Annotated in this window: 11 protein-coding genes; all 11 read right to left on the minus strand. The window is 59.1% G+C overall.

What is annotated here, in order from left to right; translation table 11 throughout:
- Positions 1 to 16: 16 nt before the first annotated feature.
- The 11 genes from J3361_RS17910 to J3361_RS17960 all read right to left on the minus strand — a co-directional run bounded on the left by J3361_RS17910 (position 17) and on the right by J3361_RS17960 (position 20,511).
- Entirely contained in the window at positions 17 to 1,372 is a 1,356-nt protein-coding gene (locus J3361_RS17910; protein ID WP_207965699.1) for an MFS transporter, read from the minus strand.
- A gap of 70 nt (positions 1,373 to 1,442) precedes the next feature.
- Positions 1,443 to 2,684 (minus strand): glutamine synthetase family protein, encoded by a 1,242-nt coding sequence (locus J3361_RS17915; protein ID WP_207965738.1) that lies wholly within the window; start codon positions 2,682 to 2,684, stop codon positions 1,443 to 1,445.
- 342 nt (positions 2,685 to 3,026) lie between these two features.
- Complete coding sequence (locus J3361_RS17920; RefSeq protein WP_186728824.1) at positions 3,027 to 3,719, minus strand: HAMP domain-containing sensor histidine kinase; 693 nt, start codon at positions 3,717 to 3,719, stop codon at positions 3,027 to 3,029.
- The gene (locus J3361_RS17925) at positions 3,712 to 5,319 is read right to left on the minus strand and encodes a tetratricopeptide repeat-containing response regulator (protein ID WP_186707053.1); all 1,608 of its coding nucleotides are present in this window, start codon (positions 5,317 to 5,319) and stop codon (positions 3,712 to 3,714) included. Before J3361_RS17925 ends, J3361_RS17920 begins: the two co-directional genes overlap by 8 nt.
- 696 nt (positions 5,320 to 6,015) lie before the next feature.
- Positions 6,016 to 6,345, minus strand: a complete 330-nt coding sequence (locus J3361_RS17930) for a hypothetical protein (protein ID WP_207965700.1) — start codon at positions 6,343 to 6,345, stop codon at positions 6,016 to 6,018.
- Between the two features lie 231 nt (positions 6,346 to 6,576).
- Positions 6,577 to 7,089 (minus strand): hypothetical protein, encoded by a 513-nt coding sequence (locus tag J3361_RS17935; protein ID WP_207965701.1) that lies wholly within the window; start codon positions 7,087 to 7,089, stop codon positions 6,577 to 6,579.
- Positions 7,090 to 7,791: 702 nt separating this feature from the next.
- The gene (locus J3361_RS17940) at positions 7,792 to 8,406 is read right to left on the minus strand and encodes a GAD-like domain-containing protein (protein WP_207965702.1); all 615 of its coding nucleotides are present in this window, start codon (positions 8,404 to 8,406) and stop codon (positions 7,792 to 7,794) included.
- A gap of 51 nt (positions 8,407 to 8,457) precedes the next feature.
- Positions 8,458 to 9,084, minus strand: coding sequence for a hypothetical protein (locus J3361_RS17945; RefSeq protein WP_207965703.1), 627 nt, complete (start codon positions 9,082 to 9,084; stop codon positions 8,458 to 8,460).
- A 272-nt stretch (positions 9,085 to 9,356) separates the two neighbouring features.
- A complete protein-coding gene (locus tag J3361_RS17950; RefSeq protein WP_207965704.1) occupies positions 9,357 to 10,742 on the minus strand; it encodes an IS4 family transposase in 1,386 nt (461 codons plus the stop codon).
- A 251-nt stretch (positions 10,743 to 10,993) separates the two neighbouring features.
- Positions 10,994 to 11,392, minus strand: coding sequence for a hypothetical protein (locus J3361_RS17955; protein WP_207965705.1), 399 nt, complete (start codon positions 11,390 to 11,392; stop codon positions 10,994 to 10,996).
- Positions 11,392 to 20,511 (minus strand): hemagglutinin repeat-containing protein, encoded by a 9,120-nt coding sequence (locus J3361_RS17960; RefSeq protein ID WP_207965706.1) that lies wholly within the window; start codon positions 20,509 to 20,511, stop codon positions 11,392 to 11,394. The genes J3361_RS17955 and J3361_RS17960 overlap by 1 nt, the downstream gene beginning before the upstream one ends.
- Positions 20,512 to 20,521 lie beyond the last annotated feature (10 nt).

Genomic DNA, 20,521 nt, shown 5'->3' on the forward strand with positions numbered 1-20,521 from the left:
TTTTTTTATGCCTGCTTCAAGGCCTGGCCTGGGTAAAACTCGGGCCCTCGGGCCCTTCGGTTTCCGCAGCGGCTTCGGCGGCTGGCTCAGGCTCCCCGTCCGGATTGGGCGATGTCTGCATCTGCTCCTGCACGACCTGCTCGTCGACCCGCGGATCAAGGCACGCCACCAAGGGCGAGCTGGTCATGTTGTCCGGCATGGCCACATGGTGCAGCGGCGCATCATCGACCTGATGCAAATTGGTGACCGCTTTCGGCCGAATCCGCCACACGAGCACCAACGCAAACAACGCGAAGAAGCCATACAGCATCTGGCTGCCGAACAGCTTCATCAGCACGCCGGCCACCAATGGGCCGATACTGGCGCCCACGCCGTAGGTCACCAACAGCATCGCCGTGAGTGACACCCGACGATCGCCCTCGACGTGGTCGTTGGAAAACGCCACCGCCAGCGGGTACAGGCAAAACTGCACCAACGAACAGCAGAACCCCGCGACGAACAATATTTCCAGCGGCACCTTCGACAGGATGGCCAGCGGCAATGCACACACCGCCAGGGCCAGAGCGAAGCAGCGGATCAACAGTGCCCGGTCATAACGATCCGATAGCCAGCCCAGCGGCCACTGCACCAACAGGCCGGCAAAGATGCAGCTACCCATGAACAGGCCGACCTGTTCGGTGCTCAGGCCCTGCTGGGAGGCGTACAGCGGCGCCAGACCGTAGAAGGAACCGACGATCAGCCCAGAGCCCAACACTGTGGTCAAAGACTGTGGCACGCGTTTTATAAAGAAACGCGGCTCCATCGGCGCCGGATGCAGCGCCGCCGGGTGAATCCGCCGGGTCAGCGCCACCGGCACCAGGCACAGGGCGAAACACAGCGCCACCAGCATCAGCAACTCCAGGCCCAGGGCCGGGTGCATGACCAGGATCAACTGCCCCAGCACCAACCCCAGGTACGAGGCGATCATGTAGCCGCTGAACACCACCCCGCGCTGCTTGGCGTCGGCCTGTTCGTTGAGCCAGCTCTCGATGACCATGTACTGGCACATCATGCCGAGGCCGACGATCATCCGCAGCACGATCCAGGCCGGCAACCAGTCCACCAGGCCATGGCCCAGCACCGCTGCCCCGACAATCCCCGCACAAGCCGAGTAGGCACGAATGTGCCCGACACGGGCGATCAGCCGGTGACCGATCTTGCCCCCCAGCACCAGGCCGAAATAGTTGGCGGCCATCAGCGCACCGACCCAGAGGCTGTCCACATGGTCGGCGGCCAGGCGCAAGGCCAGGTAAGTACTCAAGAGGCCCGAGCCGATCAACATCATCAGCGAGGCGAAATAAAGCGCTCGAAAAGGTTTCCAGATTTGGCGCATCGGCGTTCCGAGCGGCTCCTTGAGGTGAGTAAGGGCTATCCGATAAAGATAGCCCGAATGCGACGGTTGATTAGGCCTGGGCCGCGAGAACACGCCGCTCCCAGGGCGTGATTTCGTCAAAGAAACTGGTCAGTTCCAGGGTCTTGGAGGCGATGTAGCCTTCGATGAACTCCGTACCGAACAGTTCCTTCGCCAGATGACTACGCTTCAGACGCTCCAGGGCGGCATGCAAGGTACATGGCAGCGACAGATTATCCGGCACTTCGAATTCGCCCTGGATCGCCGCGCTCGGCTCCAGGCGATGTTCGATCCCGTACAGCCCGGCGGCCAGGCTGGCGGCAATCGCCAGGTAGGGGTTGGCATCGGCCCCGGGCAAGCGGTTCTCGACCCGTCGGGCCACCGGCGAACTGGCGGGAATCCGCAACCCGGCCGAACGGTTGTCATGGGACCAGCAAGCATTGTTCGGCGAAGCGAACGGGTGGCACAGGCGCTGGTAGGAATTCACGTTCGGCGCGAACAACGCGGTGAAGTCCGCCAGGCACGCCTGTTGCCCGCCGATGAAATGCCGGAACGCGGCCGTCGGTTCGCCCGCGTCGTCGCTGAACACGTTGCGGCCGCTGTCCGCCTCGACGACGCTCTGGTGGATATGCATCGAGCTGCCCGGCGTGTGGGCCAGGGGCTTGGCCATGCAGACCACGGTCAGGCCGTGCTTGAGGGCGACTTCCTTGAGCAGGTGCTTGAACAGGAAGGTCTGGTCCGCCAGCAACAAAGGGTCGCCGTGCAGCAGATTGATCTCGAACTGGCTCACGCCCATTTCGTGCATGAAGGTGTCGCGAGGCAAGCCCAGCGCCGCCATGCAGGCATAGACTTCGCTGAAGAACGGGCGCAGGCCATTGTTGGAACTGATGCTGAACGCCGATTGGCCGTCTTCGCGACGTCCATCCAAGCCCAGCGGCGGCTGGAACGGCTGGGTCGGGTCCGGGTTGGGGGCGAAGACGAAAAATTCCAGCTCGGTCGCGACCACTGGCGCCAGGCCAAGGGCGGCATAACGCGCGACAACTGCCTTGAGCTGGCCGCGTGTCGAGAGCCGGGAGCTTTCACCAGTCAGTTCGTCGGCGTCACAGATCGCCAGGGCACGGGGCTGTTGGCTCCAGGGCAGGCGGTGGATCTGTTTCGGATCGGCCACCAGCGCCAGGTCGCCATCATCGCTGCCGTAGAAACGCGACGGCGGATAACCGCCCATGATGCATTGCAGCAGCACGCCCCGCGCCAACTGCAACCGCCGGCCTTCGAGGAAGCCCTCGGCGGTCATCACCTTGCCCCGCGGCACGCCATTCAAATCCGGCGTGACACATTCAATCTCATCAATGCCCGTCAGTCGCTGCGCGAGTGAACGCTGGCCATCGGTTGTCATGACGCAATCCTTGTTATGTGCGAGCCGCGAACGGCAACCCGTACAAAATAGGCTCCGGCTGTTCGGAATATCAAGCACCTGCAAAAATAAACAACAAGCCTTGGAATACATTGTGGGAGCGAGCCTGCTCGCGATGGCGGTGTATCAGTCAACTCAATATTGGCTGAGCCGACGCCATCGCGAGCAGGCTCGCTCCCACAGGGGGGATTTGTAGTGACAGGGGATTTGTGGAGGGCACGCTCAGGGCAAGTAAAGCCGGAACACCCCACCGCCCAACACACCGCCATTGGCAATCTCGGTCCGCCCGCTCACGCCGCCGCGCTGGTGCAGTCCGGCGATCCGTGCGGCGAAATACAGGCCCAGCCCGGTGCTGCCGCTGCTGTGGTTGATGCCCTGCACATACTCGGCCTGACGCTCGATCATCTCTGGCGGGTAACCCTCGCCGTCGTCGTTGATGGTCAGCACCAGTTGCCCGGCTTCGTCGCTCACACTGATCAACAGCGCCTGGCGCGCATGGCGAATGGCGTTGTTGATGCAGTTGTCGAGCACCGAGGCCACCAACTCGCGATCGAAAAAGCCCAGCGGGCTGAGCGGATCGACGTCGAAGGTGGCCATGATCCCACGGCTGCGGAATACATCCTGATGGCCAGCCAGTTGCGCCTCGATGAAGTCATCCAGCTCATGGTAGGCCGGGTGCAACGGCAACTGGTTGACGCCGAGTTTGTACAGCCCCAGCAACTGCACCATGAGGCCATTGAGATGGGCGAACTCGAACTCGATGACGCCCTGCTCCGAGGTCTGTCGCTCGGATTCGGGCAAGCGCTCGAGCCATTGCCCATGCGCCTGCATGAGCAAGGTCAGGGAGTTTTTCATGTCATGCACGGTCGACGCGATCACCGTGGAAAAATCGAGTGCCTGTTCGCTGTCATTCATCGCCAAATGCCTTGCTTCGCAGTTTTTGATAACGCGCAAAACGCGCATCGGTGTCGGGCATCATGCCCACCAGTTTCAGGCAGGCGCGGCACTCCTGCAGCAGTTCCGACTCCACAGTGGTGTCGGTGCCATGCAGCAGCGATTGCGCCATGTTCAGGGCAATACTGATGTTCTTCGGTTGCATCTTCAGGGCGCGACGGAACAGCTCTCGCGCCTCCGGCAATGCACCAGTCTTGTAGACCCGCACGCCTTCGCGGTTCAACTCGGCGGCGGCATTGCCCTGGTTGAGAATGTTCGGGTCATCGGTGAGCTTGGCGATGCCTTGCATCACCGTCGGGTCATCACCGTAGATCTCCGCGCAGTTCTTGAGCATCGACTCGCCGGCGCTGGTCTGGCCGAGCATTTGCAACTGCTTGGCCACCAGCAACGCGGCCTCGGCACTCATGAATTGCTCCATGCCATCGAGGCGCTGCAAGGCCTGTTCGGTGAGCTTTTCGGCGGTTTCGGCGTCGTTGAGCAACAGGCTGGTGGCCTTCATCAACCGCGCCCGGACCTGCAACCCGGGGTCGTTGAGGTTCTCCTTCGCCACGGCGCTGAGGGTCGTGTTGATCTCCAGCCGCGTCCGGGTGTCGAGGCCTTTTTCGCTGCCCTTGCTGATCAGCGCATGGGCCAGGCCGAGGTTGCTTTCCGGGTCCTTGAAGCGCGACTGCGCGCCTTGCCCGACCGCTTGGCGATAGGCTCGGGACGCCGTGTCGAAGTCTTCGTTGGTCATCGCCAGCTTGCCCAGCAACGATTGGCGGCGCACCGCCAGCGGCGACAGGCGCACCGCCTCTTCCAGCACGTGCTGCGCCTGCTTGGTGTCGCCTTCGGCCATCAATACTTCGGCCATGCCGTCGTACAACGCCGGCATCATTGGAAAGACTTTCAGGGCTTTTTCATAAACGGCCTTGGCCTGCGTCACCTGGCCGCGCTTGAACATCAACTTACCCAACCCCGCGTAGGCCCACGGCAACGGGCGATCCGCGATGATCGAGTTGTACAGCCGCTCCAGGGCCTCGTTCTGATTCAGGTCGCGCAACGCATCGGCGCGATAACGCAGGCACAACGGCCCGTAGCGCGGGTCCTGCTTGCACAGGGCGATGCAGGCATTGAGCACTTCCATCGGCTTGCCACGGTCGAGGGCTTGCAGGATCGGCTTGAGCAAGGTCTTGCGCTGCTCGAGCCGCTCCAGCCGCTGGGCCAGGCCGGAGCGGTTGAATGGCTTGGTCAGGTACGCATCCGGCTCGTGCTCGAGGGCACTGAGCACCATCGCCTGGCTGGTCTCGGCGGTCACCATGAGGAAAACACTTTCATGGCTGATCAATTTTTCGACCATCAGGTCTTCCAGCACCTGCTGGCCATTCTTGCGCCCGTCGCCCAGGTGATAGTCCTGCAGGATGAAGTCATAGCGCTTCTGCGAGCACATGCGCAGCGCCACTTCACCGGTGTCGGCGGTGTCCACGTCCTTGACGCCCAGCTCACGCAGCATGGAGCGGATCGAACTGCGGAAATCCGAGAAATCATCGACGATCAGAAAACTTTTTTGGTGGTACGCCAGCATCGAGGATGTCCAGGCAAGTAAGAAAATAACCCAATGGCATAACAACGAAACGCCGTGTCACAACCCCGAGACGCGCAGATGATAGTCACCAGCCAGCAACGTTCAAGGGATTTCAGCACCCGCTTGGCCTGGCTGTGTCGTGACGCACATTGCGAGCCGGAACGCAGGAAACAACCGGGCTCATCAGGTTATCGGCAGGCGATGGCGTTCCGTTAAGAGGAACATGTGGAGAAACCAAGTCCGGAGGACTGGTCGAACACCCGTGGCGAGGGAGCTTGCTCCCGCTGGGCCGCGCAGCGGACCTGTTTGTTTGACGGCTGCTGCGTAACCGAGCGGGAGCAAGCGCCCTCGCCACGATCAGCAGATAACCTCTCCCTCGCCATTCACGCCCTCGAATAACATTCCAGAGAGCTCCGCTCGCTCCAGCCGAAGCTTCACCTCCTCGCTAACGATCAATGCAATGCAGTCCTGGCTTTTTCGCTCAGGATCGGCACAGAGGCATATCCAGCCAAGGAAAAATCCAGATTCACACCTTCCTCACGTACCTCAAGGGCGTAGGTACACGGCTCCATGTACTCAGAAGGGGGTCGATGAAGAGCCAGTTGTTGCAATGTTTGATATCGCCCAGATACCAGCGCTCAGGAAACCGCACGTCTTCCCGCAATAAGTAATACTTCATTTCAGCTCAAAAACCACTCAATCATCATAATTGTAATCAATGCAAATTTTCATTTTCTCCACATCCAAGGTAACCGTGCACGAAGACCAGGTTGTTCCAGCTTGGCACAAACCATTTCCAATATAACAACCCCGAAGCTCAACCAACAATTCTGTCAAATCGCCCACAGCCTTGCTATCTGGATCAAACCAGCTTGAGCGGTTTGCCTTATCAAAATAATCGAATTCATAACTTCCTCCATCGCCCTCAGCAAAAAGCCTGGCTCTAACTACTATTTTCTGAGCCTCCGACGGACCAGCGTCTAACAAAAGCTGGCCAATTTTTTGATACAGTTCCTGTTCACTCATTAGTTATCACCTTTAGGCGCATTATTAAAAACAACAATCACAGGACGTCCTCCATCGATCGAGTTTCTAACATTGAACCTATCTGATCTGAGGCTAGTGACTGCGATTAAATAAATCCGTCCCCTTTCTCGTCCAGCCCTGCTCGCTCAAGATCAAGACAATATCTTGCTTTTGCACCTGATAAATGCGCCTATTTTATCCACTATTTTTTGGCTCGGCAGGCTCTTACGCCTACACCGATACGGTGTAGGAAACATCTCCCGAGTCGCGCCAAACTCCATCCGCAAAGCTTACCGGCCGCTGAGGATAACAAACCAACAGCCCTTCGACGAACTGACAAAACGACAAGTCAAGTCGCGTTATCCAACGCATATTGTCGACTTCCAACAATCGCCAGTTGTCTCCGCTATCGAAACCGAAAGCAGTCCCGGTGCTATCCCAGCCGAACAGCAACACCTCGCCCTTGGCGCCCGGTTCATAGGGCCCGTCTTTATAAAACCCATCATCACCAAAGTAGTCTGCCGCAGGACGCAATGTGGGTTGAATCGTCAAAAGCGGCAGCGCGCAGTCGTCCTCCTTTATCTCACCATGCCCCCGCTCCTGCATAAAAGCAAAGTACTCATCGGGAGCCGCTGGCCACTGCTGTCGCATCACACTCACATCACCAGAAGAAACAGGTGTCAGCCGCTCCAATAGCGCGCATCCCAGTGCGTTGAAGGCTTCTAAATTTTCGTACATGGTCATGGTAGCCTCGGGGGATTCTGCGGAAATGATGTAGTAGTTGGACTTGCTGGGGCATGAACTCCACCTTGGTGAGCACTTCCACCCGGCACCGGATGCAAATTCCACCATTCAATAGCTCTGGATCGGTGAGCAGCTTGAAGAAAGCATGAGCATTGCTGTTCGTGGCATGCTGGCGCATACGGTGCTGTTGATGTCGGACGATTTGGCGTCTACGATTCACTCGGGCTGTGTCCTTGCTTGATCGGTGTGTGTTCGCAACTATCACCGTAGACCAAGGCCAGCCTTTTTTCTTTTTTGCAGGCGTATCAGTTAGTTAGCCGTTAAGTAAGCGCCATTCAAATCTGTCCCCTTTCCCTCCCCTTTCCCGAATGTTCCCAATGGGGCACATAGCCAATTACCTTATACACCTTGAAAATCTCATCATGAAAATCCGTCAAGCCATATAAATATGGTGGGACTTTATTCAGCGATAAAGCTTGAGCGCACCAAACATTTAGTTCTTCTTTGCTAATAGCCCCACAAAATAGACAAGTAATGACGAAGACCATCAACTCATCGTTAAAACTACCGAGCTCAATAGAATTCACATTCCACCTCCCCTTGTTTGAAAAAGGAGACAGATTTATTTGGAATCCAGGAATTAAATAATCCGCCCTCTCCAATAAATAATCTGTCCCCTTTCCCGTCCCTTACCGTGCTCACTCAGGAACGCATCTGTCGAAGGCTCGTTAAGTGAACCCCCAAATTGCACTTAACCAACTGATCCAGCGAAGCCGTTCCTCCAACAAACAATGCTGGCTCAAAACCGTAGACCTCGTGCTCGTCAAGTGCACCCAACTTTTCCAGGGCTCGCTCAAATAAAAACTCACCTTGACTATCCTCCAGATCATAACGTTCCTTATCAGACATAGCGAAAAATGTCTGAATAGCTAGATCTGGATCTTTATTAGGTACATTCAGTTTATTCATCAACGCGACGATAGACCCCGTCGGACATGAAACAACAATTTTCTGATTGTATTTCTCGCCCCAAGCATACAGCGTTCCAAAAGCACTCCGGGCAATAACGTGGTAATTATCTATTAGCGAAAACTCAGTATCGGCTAACCACGTATCGAGCAGGTGTTTGTAATCGTCCGGATCCACCGTCCAGAAAAGTCCATTGGCATACCCACACCAACCTTCTTTCTGCCAATAGGTGAGCAACGCGTCCGGTAGTATCCCCCGATATTTCACAATATGGGAGCCAGGCACCTGCCGATGTGATGTTGCTTCACCCATTACACCAATGAAACACTCAAAATCTTCGTCGCGCACCCTGTGCCTCCCGTAGCTCAACACCAAATTTTATTTACTGACCTGGCCGCCTTATTCCTGGTTAGCCACTAAGAAGCCGCTTTCGGTGAGAGCACACCTTCCGCCAGCCCCCCAGAATATAAAATAGGACGCCAAATCAATATCAAATTTAAACAACGGCTGCCCAATATACCAAGCGAGATAGTAGTCCGCAGCCAATCCATAGAACGCCTCAAACAGCGCATAAATCTGCTCAGTATCAGAAACTCTGCTCCCCCTGATTGCATCCCCAACCTCATCAAACAACCAGTAATGAGGAATATCTTGCTGAAGCCAGTGATCCATATCGGGACCATCAACAAAAAGCACCTGGGCATTCTCACAAATCTTTAGAACTTCAGAGTCACCGAGCGCCCCGCATACTCTTTCTTGTTCCTTGAGCCACTCCCGGCCTAGCTGAATTAATTCGCCCTCTCCAACTTTAAGTTTTGGCAAGAGATACAGAGACTTCTCCATATCTCCAGAGGCTAGAACGCGCTCGGCTCTATCAACCAGCTCTTCCGAAAACGGAAAATAGCTGAATATACGTCGAAGCTCCTCGGAACCACTGTGCGCTTTCAACAATCCCAAAAAGTGAGATTTATCGAAGACTGCCCTGCCTTCACAGAAGGCGCACCAGTCGGACAATAAAGACTTCATACCTATTTCCCTCCAGCCTTTGCTAGAGGCGATAATAGAAAAAAGGGGACAGATTAAGAAAAGTGGACAGATTTATTTGGAAATCCAGGAATTAAATAATCCGCCCTTTCCAATAAATAAATCTGCCCCCTTTCCCTTACTAACGTTTCCCGATCACTACTCATCTCACACCTAACTAGCTAGTTTTCGGCTGTTCGTATGATAAATAACACCGCCTTCGAAAGCAGAGGAGTGTTTCTTCGCCAAAAAAAGGGGGCAGACTTGAATGGCACTTACTTAACCTTCTTCGGGTGTCCATTTTTCCTGACCTCGGCCCTTGCTGATCGACGTGTTTTCATCAGCATGGGGTAAGGCTTGGGTCTTCGTTTTATCGCGCGCGGCTCAATCCTGCCAGAACGCTTTCCGACACGTTTCTGGGCAATCAGCTCAAGCAGATTCAGCAGCCGATCCTCTTGCTCCTGAGCCCCGTACTGCCTCAACGCCAGGCACAGCTGAAGGCTATGCTTGAAGCTCAGTTCGCGAGGCAGACAGTCGGTTAGCAGAGCTGATTGCGCCATGAGCATCCGTATCAGGTTGTGGGCCAGCAAGTAGACCCACAACTCCTTGACGGCCATACCTGGCGTCTTGCAGCTCAGTGCTTCAAGCCCCAGCGTAGTCTTGAGGTTGCGCAGATCCAGCTCCACATGCCATCGGTCTTTGAACAGTGATTTAAGGGCCGCTTTTGGCACCTGCTGTGGACAATTCAAAGTGGTGACCAGGATTTTCCCTCCGGCCTTCAGCTCACGTACTGTCAGCGTTTCAGGTGCCTCGTCGTAATAGGCCTGACTCATCCAGGACGGCTTTGCCTTGGGCTTTTTCAACTCAACCAAATGATCTTCCGACCCCAAGGGCTTTCCCAACTGAAAGTCCGTGCTACGCCGTCGAGCGCCGTATTGTTCGAACACCCCGTCCACGCCTCGATGTTGCAATTCACACAACAAAAAGTAGGTTGCGTAGTAGGCATCGCCCAGCACAATGTCACCTCGTTCCAAGGTATCGAGCATGGTTCTAAGCAGCGTCTGCTCATCACCGCCTTTACCGCGAAAACGTCCCAACGAGGCATCCAAAACAGCACCGCTGGCGAGGCAAACAATTCCCACCAACCGGCAGATGGGAAAGCCCAGTCCGGCTTTCTGCCCACGAGATTGCGGATAGGCCTCTTGGTTGGCCGGCGTATCCGGCAGGGTGACCGTAGTGCCATCCACGAGACGTACTGGTCGCCCCCTCCAACGCCATGATGATGGAGCCCGGTTGCTCATCGATGACCCCGTGGAGCGCAACAAGGTTGAAACCATTTCCACCGGCAACCGCGCTCTGGCTTTGCAGTAAGCACCGGTATGAATGCTGTTGGGTTTCAAACCCTCGCAGGAGCGTTTGATCGAAAAATCATTCACGGCATTCTGGCAGGAGCGATCGGCGCTCATCGCCTGGGACAGAAACATGGACAGTGTTTCGGTCGGCGGGAACAGCCGTTGACGATGCTTGGGTATCGACGATTCGACACCCTGCAGTAGCTCTGGATCGGTGAGCAGCTTGAAGAAAGCATGAGCATTGCTATTCGTGGCGTGCTGGCGCATACGGTGCTGTTGATGTCGGACGATTTGGCGTCTACGATTCACTCGGGCTGTGTCCTTGCTTGATCGGTGTGTGTTCGCAACTATCACCGTAGACCAAGGCCAGCCTTTTTTCATTTTTTTCAGGCGTATCAGCTAGTTAGCCGTTAAGTAAGTGCCATTCGGGGCAGACTTACTTGAAAACCTAGGAGCCTAACAATTAAATAAATCCACCCTTTTTTAACAAATAAATCCGCCCCTTTTTCCAGAGCAACGTCACCCATTATGAAAAGATAACACCTACTTCCTTAGTCGACTCAACTCAACAAACTTCGACTAACGTTACCGGTCAGAAAAAACTCTTCAAACGCATCGTTTACGACGGAAAAATCCAAGCAGACCAACTCACCGCCCCAAGTATTACCTAGAATCTCATATTCACTACCTTTAAGCTCTGGGTTCAAATAAGAACGCACAATATAGTCTTCGCCATCATCTTCACCCAAAGACAAAACATACTTACCATTATCCGAAAAAACTTGCAACAACTGCGGCCCTACGTCTGGACCATCAACAACATTTAAAGTTAGAGAACCGTTCCTCCTCTTAACTTCATCCAAATAAAATTCAACATCCTGCCAAGCAGGCAGCATTTTATTTCCCCCACTCGCTTGGTCACCGGCACCAAACACCCACGACAAAGTGCAGTTCTTCATTAATTTGACTCCTTAATAGAACGCATGCCAGGCCTCCAATATAAAGTTTTACCCGTAGCAATCTCATTAATCTCAAGAGACTTTAAGCCGGCCTTCTCCGCGGCCGCTGCAATATCTCCTCGGCAATAGCCACACACAGCTTGCCCCTCAACTTTTAGAGTCATAGCGGCCCCTTGGGTTTTCCCGGCATCGTACGCTTGCTGTATGACCCCAATTTCCGCATGTGCAGTTGCCATATTTGCGTTTGGCAAAGGTTTACCAGATGATTCTATTTTTGTATTTACACGATCAGCTATCAATGTCGGTTGATCAGGCTTTGCTTGAGAGCCAGGTCTGGCCGTCTGGTTAACATCGGTGAACACCTGGCCATTAACCTCACCCTCCGCCTTTACCTTCGGAGCAGTTACTTTTGCCCCTACACTGTACTCCCCCGCATTCTCAACAATCTTGCCATTGACCGTCGTCGTGACAGTGCCATACCCCCCCTCAAGTTTCTTGCTATACGCCCCCTCCACGCTGCTCCACTGCATCGGCTTACCAGCAGCGGCTTCAGCTTTGGCAATGTTGGCCATATCGGCCATTTTTTCAAGCTCTTTGGCCCCCACCTTGATCCCGGTTTTCGCCAGCGCCACGCCGCCCTTGGCCGCCGTGCCCACGCCCGTGGCGATGGTGCCGACTTGCCAGACCAGTTCGCCAATATCCTCGCCCAGTTGCACGGCACGTTCGTCGCCGCCATGTTCCAGGGCGTCTTCGATACGTGCGATTTTGGCTTTGGCGCCATTGACCATTTCGTCGCCTAATCTCTGGGCCGCCTCGGGATCGTCGATCAAGGCTTTGATACCTTTGATCCCTTCAACCGGATTGAGGAGGAACTGCGCCACGCCTTCGACATCGCTCCAACCCGCCTGCGCCAAACCTTTGCCGATGCCGAATCGGGTCAGCATTTCTTGTTTTTGATAAATGAACCCCCACTTGGCAACCACCTTCGCTTTGCCCGCCAAGTCAGCCTCGCTGTATTCCTTTTCCGCCTGAACCCACTGCTGAGTCGCCAGCCAGTTGTTGTCCACCGCAGCGCCCGCCGCACTGTTGGCGGTAGCCGGGTCGAGCGAGGAGCTGGTGGCGGCCAGCCCGGTGACGATGCTGACGATCAGGTTGCGCTTGGCCTCACGTTGGGCTTCGCTTTCATCGGGGCTGGCTTCGGAGAACAGACCGGTGAGCAGGCTCGATGCCGCCGCGCCGGCGGCTCCGCTGCCACAGCTCTGGCTGCTGGCGGCGGCACCCGCACAGGCAACCACGCCGTGCAGGGCGGCGTGCAGTGGCGAGCCTTCGGTGAGTTTGCCGTCCGCCACCAGGTCGCCGATGTAGCCGGCGCCCTGCTGCTGCAGATAGTTGACCACCAGCCCTTGAACGAACGCGCTGTTGCCGCCGCTGATGTTGCCGCTGGCCGCGCCGACCAGGGCGGTGGTGATCTGCCGGTAGGTGCCGCCCGCGCCCCACTTGTCGGCGATGCCGCTGGCTTCGGCATTCAGGCGCTGAGCGCTGCCGAGCAGCGCCAAGCGTTCGGTGTCGGTGAGTTTGGCGTTGGGGTCCAGGGCCGCTGCCTGAGCTTCCTTGGCCTGTTTGCGCTTGAGGTCGACTTCCTTGGCCTTGTTGGCGAGCAAGGTGCTGGCTTCGTTGGAGAACGCCCCGACAATCTCGAAACCGGCACGGATTTCGTCTTCGTCGAAGATCGGCTTGAGGGTGTTGGTGGTGTCGCGATCGCTGGAGACATCGCGGTTGAGGCTGGCGATAGTTTGCTCGCCGTTCTTGCCGGTGCGCTTCTGTTGCTCGGCGTCGTTGCTGATGACAATGGTGCCGCCACTGATGCCGCTGCGGGTGACGCTGCTGGCGTCGTCGCTGGCGCTGATGGCGATCGGCATCGTGGCGCTGAGGTCGTTGTCGTTCTTCGGCAGGTCGGTGCCCGGGGTTTGCGTGCCGCCGCTGGTGGCGTTGCCCTGTTGGTCCTTGCCGACTTCGCGATAGCCGCCACCGACGCTGACGGTGCTGGCGTCGTACTCGGCTTTGTTCTTGATGTCGCGGCTGGTGAGGCTGGCGGTGACCAGGCGATTCTTGCCGTCCTGCACGGCCTTGTCGCTGCTGGCGATGACAGCGCCGACCAGGTCGGTGTTGCCCCCCACGCGAATGTCAAAGCCGTCGTCCCCGGCCTTGATGCCCGATTGCTCGGTCACGCTGGCGTAGTTGGAGTCGATATCCGTGGCACCGAAGCTGCCGCTGGCACCACTGATCGTACTCATGCCTAAGCAGAACGGCGGAATGCACAGGCTGATGCCAACGCCCAGGCTCTTCTCATCGACCACGTAGGTGTTGGTGTCTTGCAGGCTTTCGATGTTCAGGTCGCCGCCAACATCGGCCAACACTCGCTTGCCGCTGGCCACCGCGCCTTTGAGGTTGGTGTCACCGCCCGAGGACAGCAACAACTGGTTGCCCGCCTGGACATGGGTATTGGTGTGGGTGAGGCCATCGCCATCCGCCTGGCCGCGAGTGCCGGATGCCCCCAGGTCCAAGGTGAAACCGTTGCGAGCACCTAGGGAGAAGCCGATGCCGATGCTGGCGCTGCTGCCTTTGCTGTCGGTTTCCTGTTTGTCGATATTGCGCGCGGCGAGCAGGTTGATGTCACCGTCCGCCAACAGGCTGGCGTTGCGGCCGGCCTTGATATCGCTGCCTTGCACGTTGATGTCGCTCGCGGCGCCAGCTCCCGTGGCGCGCAGGCGAACGTCGTTGCCAGCGGTCATGGTCGAGCCGGCCGCGCTGTCGCTGGTGTAAGTGGTGGTGCTTTCATTCTTCTTGGTGCCCAGCGACAGGCTGATGTTGATCCCACCCACCGCGCCCGGGTCCATCGCCACGGCGGTAGCGGCATTGTTGGTCGCCAGCACGGCAGTTGCGGCGGCCAGGGCCTTCATGCGTCCGTCGTCGGTTTTCTCCGACGCCCGTTTCATTTGCTGGGACGTTTGGATCGCGCTGATCACCGGGTTGGTCACGGTGAGAGTGAACCCGGTCTGCTTGAATAGGGTTTCCCGTTCGCGCTCGCGGGTGTTGCGCGCCTCGACGACGTCGATGGTCTGCGCCGTGACGTCGATGTTGCCTTGTGGTGCCGATACCTGGCTGCCCACTTGGCGATAGCCCTTGCCCGCTTCGATCAGCACATCACCGGTGGTCGAACCGACCGTGCTCGCCACGGCCGTATGCTCCGTGGTGAGGTCCTTGACGCTCTGTTGCTGGGTCCCCATGGTCACGGCGATGCCACCGCCGCTGAACAAGCCACTTTTCTTCACAGACTTGTCATGGCGTTCGCTGCTGCTGGCGGTGTCGGCCTCAATGTTGACGTTGTTGTCCGCCACCAGCACCGTCTGGGTCGTGGACACCACGTTGCTGCCCTTGAGGTTGATGTCGCGACCGGCCTGCACATAGGTCTGCTCGCCGCTCAGGGTCGAGCCTTCGACCGAGGTCTGGCTGATGGTGTCGCGGGTGGTGGTGGTCTTGCTGGAGAACATCCCATTGCTGCCCTTGACCTTGTGGGCTTCATCGGCGAACTGGTAGTTCTGGCCGGCGGTCAGGTTGACGTCGCGCTTGGCCTCGGCAAACACCGCGCCTTGCTCGCTGGTGACCTGGGCGGCGCGGGCGTTGAGGTCTTGGCCGGCGCTCAAGCGCACGTCGCCCTGCCCTTGGATCTGGGAGCCGACCTCAGTCTGGCTGGCGTCCTTGCGCCAGTTGCTGCTGTTCCAGGTCAGCGCTTGCTCGTGGGCTTCGCCGACGGTGGCCAGGTTGATGTTCTTGCCCGCCTCCAACAAGGTACTGCCGCCCTTGCCGGCATTGACCACTTGGGCCCCGGTGAGGTTGAGGTCGTTGCCGGCACTCACGCCCATCGTCCCCTGGGCGCCGCTGACGAACAGCCCGGCCACCCGCGACAGGTGGGTGCGGGTGCCTTGGGCACTGCTGCTGTCCCGGCTGCTGGAGATGACGTTGACGTCCTGCCCGGCCTTGAGCGACAGGCTGTCCACGGCACCGATCAGGCCGCCGAGGTTGTTGAGGTTTTCCCGCGCGGCGAGCGAAACCTTGTCGGCCTGGATGCGCCCGCCGAGATTTTCGATGTTCTGCGCAGTGATCGCCATGACACTGCGCCCGGCCAGGCTGCCACTGTTGACCAGGTCGCCGGCGATGCTCAGGTTCAACTGCTGCCCGGCGATCAGGGCGCCGGAGCCGTTGAGGTCGCCCTCCTGGACCCGTACGTACACTTGCGGCACCAACACGTTGCGGGTGTCACCGTTGGCCAGGGTGACCTGCTTTTGCACCAGCCAGACGATGTCACTGGTCAACTGGGCCATCTGCGCGGAGGTCAGGGCCACGCCGGGCACCAGTTGCCATTGGCTGGCGACGGTCACGGCATTGTCGATCAAGGCACGGTATTGCGCTTCGTCATTGGCGTAGCCGTCGAGGAAACGTCGGCCGGTGAGTTGCGCGATCTGTTCGCGAATCAATTTCTGTTCATAGAAGCCGTCGCCCAGACGTTGTTGCGTCAGTGCCGGGTCGACTTGCAGGCGCTGCAACATGTAGTCCGACGACAACCAGGTGCGGTAGCTGGCAAAACGCGGATCGGTTTCGATCAGGTAGCGGCTGGTGCTCTGGGGGTTGGTGTTGAACAGGCTGTTGTTCGGCAATGCCAGGGAGGGCCCGCCACTGCGGATCTGCTCGGCCACACCCTTGCTGTTGAGGGTGGTCTGGGCCGCGACCTGCACGAGGGGCGCTACTTGAAAGGTCCTGTCGACCGGAGCGCTGACCGTGCCCGTGGCGGCGATCTGTTCGCCGACACCCTGGGTGGCGCGGGCGCTGATCTGGGTGCCGGTACCGTTGCCGGCGGCGTTCTGGGCGAACACCGTCGGTTGCAGGCTGATGTCCTGGATCAAAGGGGCGGGCGTATAGGCCGTGACGGCCCTTCCTTGCCGGTCCCGGCCCTTGCGCTGGATGCGGTAGAAGTTCGTTGCGGTGCCGCTGTCGGTGGTGGTGCGCTGGCCGGTCAGTTCGGTGTTGGTCAGGCTGGTAATGTTGGCCTGCAACAAGCCACCGGCAATGATGCGGCTCTTGTCGTTGAGCACATCGCCTGCGTTGATTTGCATCGTCCCGCCAGAGAGGATCTGCGCCGGTGCCGAGGTGGCGATCTGGGTCTCCTGGACCACGCGGGTGTAATCGTAGCGGTTCCAGTTGTCTTTGCGCCCCTCAGGTGTGTAGAGGTAATCAACCTCGTCGTGGCCCACGGAAATCTGGTTGCCCTGGTAGCGGTTCGGCGAACCGCTGAGCTGGAATTCCTGCAAGGCGGTGCGGCTGACTTCCACCTGTTGGGTGCTGAAGTGTTCGTTGGTGTTGCGCACGCTTTGCACATCGAGCGACAGGTTGCCGAGGGCCTCGATGGTCGCGCTGGCGTTGGTCAGCAGTTGGGCCCGGTCCTGAGCCTTGTCAGTGGCGCTCAGCGCACCGCCGATGGCCAGGTCCCCGGCACTGAAGATCATCGCCTGCTCGCGGTTGTCCAGGGTGCCGGTGCCTATGTCCAGCGACTCGCGGGCGGCGATGGTCGCGGCGACACCGTTTTCATCGCGGTTGCTCAGTGCCGAGGTGGCGATCGCCAGTCGATCACCGTACAGACGCCCTGTGCCCAGGTTGTTGAGCGACTGCGCTTGCACGCGTACCTGCTGGCCGTCGATCAGGCCACGGTTGGTCAGGCTGTCGTTGACGGTCAGGCGAACCTGGCCGGCGCTGATCTCGCCGCTGGCGGCGTTGTCCAGGGTTTGCGAGCGCACCAGCAGGAGATTGCCCGCCAGCAGTTTTCCGCTGTTGTTGAAAGCCCCTTCGGTGCTCAGGTCAACCTTGCCATTGGCCTGGATCTGTCCACTCAGGTCCAGGCCATTTTGCAGGCTGAACGTCAGGTCCCCCAGGCTCAGGGCGCGGCCGGTGCCCGCGTAATAGGCGGCGTTGAGGGACAACAGGCTGCCGGCGAGCAAGGTCCCATTGAGGTTGTGCACCGCCTGGCGACGTTGCGCCGGATCGCGATCGGTGATGGTCAGGCCGGCCCCCGAGGAAATCAGGCCGCCCTGGTTATCCAGCGCTTGGCTGACGCCGATGGACAACCCTTGGTCGGCGCGCACGGCTCCGGCCTGGTTGCCGAAGGTGTCGAGCACCAGGCTCATGGCACCGCCTTCAAGGCCCTGATTGGCACCTTGGGTGGCGCTGTTGTCGAGCACGCCGGCAGTCACGCCCAAGGTGCCCGCGCTGCGCACCAGTCCGCCCTGGTTGCTGAGCGTATCCCCCAGCGCCAACTGGACATCGCCGAGGCCCTGCAATTGACCGCCGCGGTTATCCACCCGGGCGCCTTCGACCTGTACGCTCTTCTGGCCAATGATCTGGCCGCCGCTGCCGTTGGTAACGTCGGTGGCCTTGAGCACCAGCGCGCCCTTGGCACCGAGGAAACCGGCGCTGTTGTTGAAATGGGCGCTGTGGATTTCCACCGTGTCCTGGCCGCTGATGCCTTGGGTGGTGCCGGACTGAAGGTTGTTCAGCGCCTGGGTGCCGGTGTCGATGAACAGCTTGCCCTTGGCCTGGATCAGGCCCGCCGCGTTGCGCAATTCACCGCTGCGCAGGTCCAGGGTCGCGCCGGCATTCAACGTGCCTTGACTGTTGTCCGTCAGCAGGCCGCGGCTGTCCAGGTCCAAGGCTCGGCCACTGATGACCCCGCGCTGGTTGTTCAGGCCCTCGGCCGACAGCGTGATATCGCCCAGCGCTTCAAGGCGTCCGCCGCTGTTGTTCAGCGCATCCGCCGAGACGGTGACCTGCAACCCGGACTTCACCGACCCCAGCACGCCGTTGGTGTTGTTCAACTGTCCGGCGATGATCTCCATGCGCTGGGTGGCGGCGAGCGTGCCGCCGATATTGTCCAAGCGGTCGAACGTCGCGTGCAGCTCACCGCCGGCACTTACGGTGCCTTTGGCGTTATCCAGTGCCTTGCCGCTGACTTTTGTCGTCCCGCTGGCGGCCAGCGTGCCACCGCCGTTGTTGACCTTTTCGTCGGCCGTGACGGTCAAGGCACCGCCCTCGGTGGCGAGGACTTTACCGCCCTGGTTGTTCAGCGTGCCGACCTTCAGCACCACTGCACCGGGACTGCTGACTTGCCCGGCCTGATTGTCGAAGCGTCCACGGGCGGTGACCTGCAACGGTTGCGCGCCGGTCTGGAGAATGCGTCCACGCTGGTTGGACAACGTCGTGGTGTCGAGCGTGATCTGCTGGCCTTGGGTCAGGCCATTATCGACCACCACCTCGCGGGCCTTGATGCTCAATGTGCCATTACTCGCCAAGGTACCTTTACTGCCGGCCAACTGGGTGGCCTGGATGTCCAGGGTGCCTTTGCCGGCGTGCTCGACCTTGCCCTTGCTGTTGTCGAGGCGATTGGCGCCAAGCTTCAGGTTGGTGGCGTTGGAGGCAATCCGGCCGTCGCTGTTGTCGAACGTGTCGGTGGCCTTGATCGACGTGTCGGCCGTGCCGGTCTGCACCAGCTCGCCGCCGACATTGGAAATATCCCGCGCGCGCATTTGCAGGTTACCTGCGGTGACCTTGGCCGTATCGGTGCGCAAGGTCTTGGCCGCTTTGGCATTCAGCACTTGGGTCGCATCGACCCGACTGCCAGTGAGGTTGGCATCGCCGGCGCTGGCCGTCAGGGTCACGTTGCGGCCCAGGGTCTGGCTGCCGCTCAGGTCCAGGTCAGCGGCCTCGACGCTGACGTCGCCGCCAGCAAGATTCTGGCCCTGCGCCTTGACCGTGGCGGCCCGTAGCGCGAGGTTGCCGCTGCTGCCCAGTTTGCCGTCCGCGCCGACGCCCGCCGCCAGGCTCGACGCCGTGGTGCTGCGGATAGCCTTGGCGGTCAGCGTGGTGTGGGTCTGGCTGGCAACGGTGCCGCTGTTGTCGATGTCACCGGTGATGTCGAGCCTCAGGTCGCCCTTGGCGTAGAGCGTGCCGCTGTTTTCAACGCTGGTGGCAGCAACCCGGGTCGCCGTTGCGCTGCTGATCGCGCCCTGGTTTTGCAACTTGCCGTCGGCGCTGATGACCACCTCGCCGGCCATGGCGCCGATCTGTCCGGCGTTGCGCACTCCCACGCCGGATTCGGTGCCCACCAGCATGATCTTCCCGGCATACATGCCGCCGAGCTTGGCCACGTCGATGGCAACGGTAGGTTTTTCTCCCTCTGCGCCTGGCAGCGGCGTGGCCTCGGTGTTGTCGGCATTGACCTGATTACGTCCGGCCGTAACCTTCAAGTCGTTGGCCCACACTCCGGCGTTGACCTGTACCGAACGAGCAATCAGATCGGTGTAGTCAGCTTCGCGGGCGTCCAGGCCTTTGCCTTCGATGTTGAGGGTCCCGCCCTGCACGGTGTAGCCGGTGATGCGACCGTTCTCCAACTGCGCCCGGCCGGTGCTGAGGGTGGCCCGATCGGCGTTGATGAAGCCGCAACCGTTGCAGGTGATACCGGACGGGTTGGCGATCACCACTTCGGCGCGCTGGCCGGCGACTTCGACGTAACCGCGTAATTTGCTGGGATTACTGGAATTGACTTCGTTGAGGATGACCCGCGCGCTGCCATTGCCCAACATCGGGTTGCCTTCGATCCAACCACCCAGTTTCGTCTGGCTATTGCCCGTGGCGTTGTTGAGGATTACCCCCCGGCCGTCGACGTCGAACTGGTTGTAGGTGTTGCGCGAGACACCGCCAGCGCTAGGCGCGCGGATATTCACCTGCGGCGTGCCGTTGGCGCTTTGTATGATCACGGGTCGTTGGCCGGCCGGCGCACCCGGGTCGGCGACGATGGTGCCGGCCCAGGTCGGCGCCACGCTCAAGGACACCAGGCCAATCGCTGTCATCAAGGCAAAGCGCAACGCTCCGAGTGTCGCCGTGCAAGCCGCTGCGCCCGCCGCCGGGCCAGAACGAGTCCCCGGCGCCTTGACTTGGCTGGTAACGTTCTCGGCCACTACCATCAACAGTCCGCGAGCCTTGTTGAAAACGATTCGGTACAGATGCTTGTTCATAGCAATTCCA

The organism is Pseudomonas sp. OA65, from assembly GCF_017498305.1.
GTDB lineage: Bacteria > Pseudomonadota > Gammaproteobacteria > Pseudomonadales > Pseudomonadaceae > Aquipseudomonas > Aquipseudomonas zanjanensis.

Bases quoted from the DNA above. Each gene is read 5' to 3' on its own strand.
- J3361_RS17915 (WP_207965738.1), bottom strand. From the start codon at position 2,684: ATGACCGCCGAGGGCTTCCTCGAAGGCCGGCGGTTGCAGTTGGCGCGG.
- J3361_RS17945 (WP_207965703.1), bottom strand. From the start codon at position 9,084: ATGAAGTCTTTATTGTCCGACTGGTGCGCCTTCTGTGAAGGCAGGGCA.
- J3361_RS17935 (WP_207965701.1), bottom strand. From the start codon at position 7,089: ATGACCATGTACGAAAATTTAGAAGCCTTCAACGCACTGGGATGCGCG.
- J3361_RS17930 (WP_207965700.1), bottom strand. From the start codon at position 6,345: ATGAGTGAACAGGAACTGTATCAAAAAATTGGCCAGCTTTTGTTAGAC.
- J3361_RS17925 (WP_186707053.1), bottom strand. From the start codon at position 5,319: ATGCTGGCGTACCACCAAAAAAGTTTTCTGATCGTCGATGATTTCTCG.
- J3361_RS17955 (WP_207965705.1), bottom strand. From the start codon at position 11,392: ATGAAGAACTGCACTTTGTCGTGGGTGTTTGGTGCCGGTGACCAAGCG.
- J3361_RS17910 (WP_207965699.1), bottom strand. From the start codon at position 1,372: ATGCGCCAAATCTGGAAACCTTTTCGAGCGCTTTATTTCGCCTCGCTG.
- J3361_RS17960 (WP_207965706.1), bottom strand. From the start codon at position 20,511: ATGAACAAGCATCTGTACCGAATCGTTTTCAACAAGGCTCGCGGACTG.
- J3361_RS17920 (WP_186728824.1), bottom strand. From the start codon at position 3,719: ATGAATGACAGCGAACAGGCACTCGATTTTTCCACGGTGATCGCGTCG.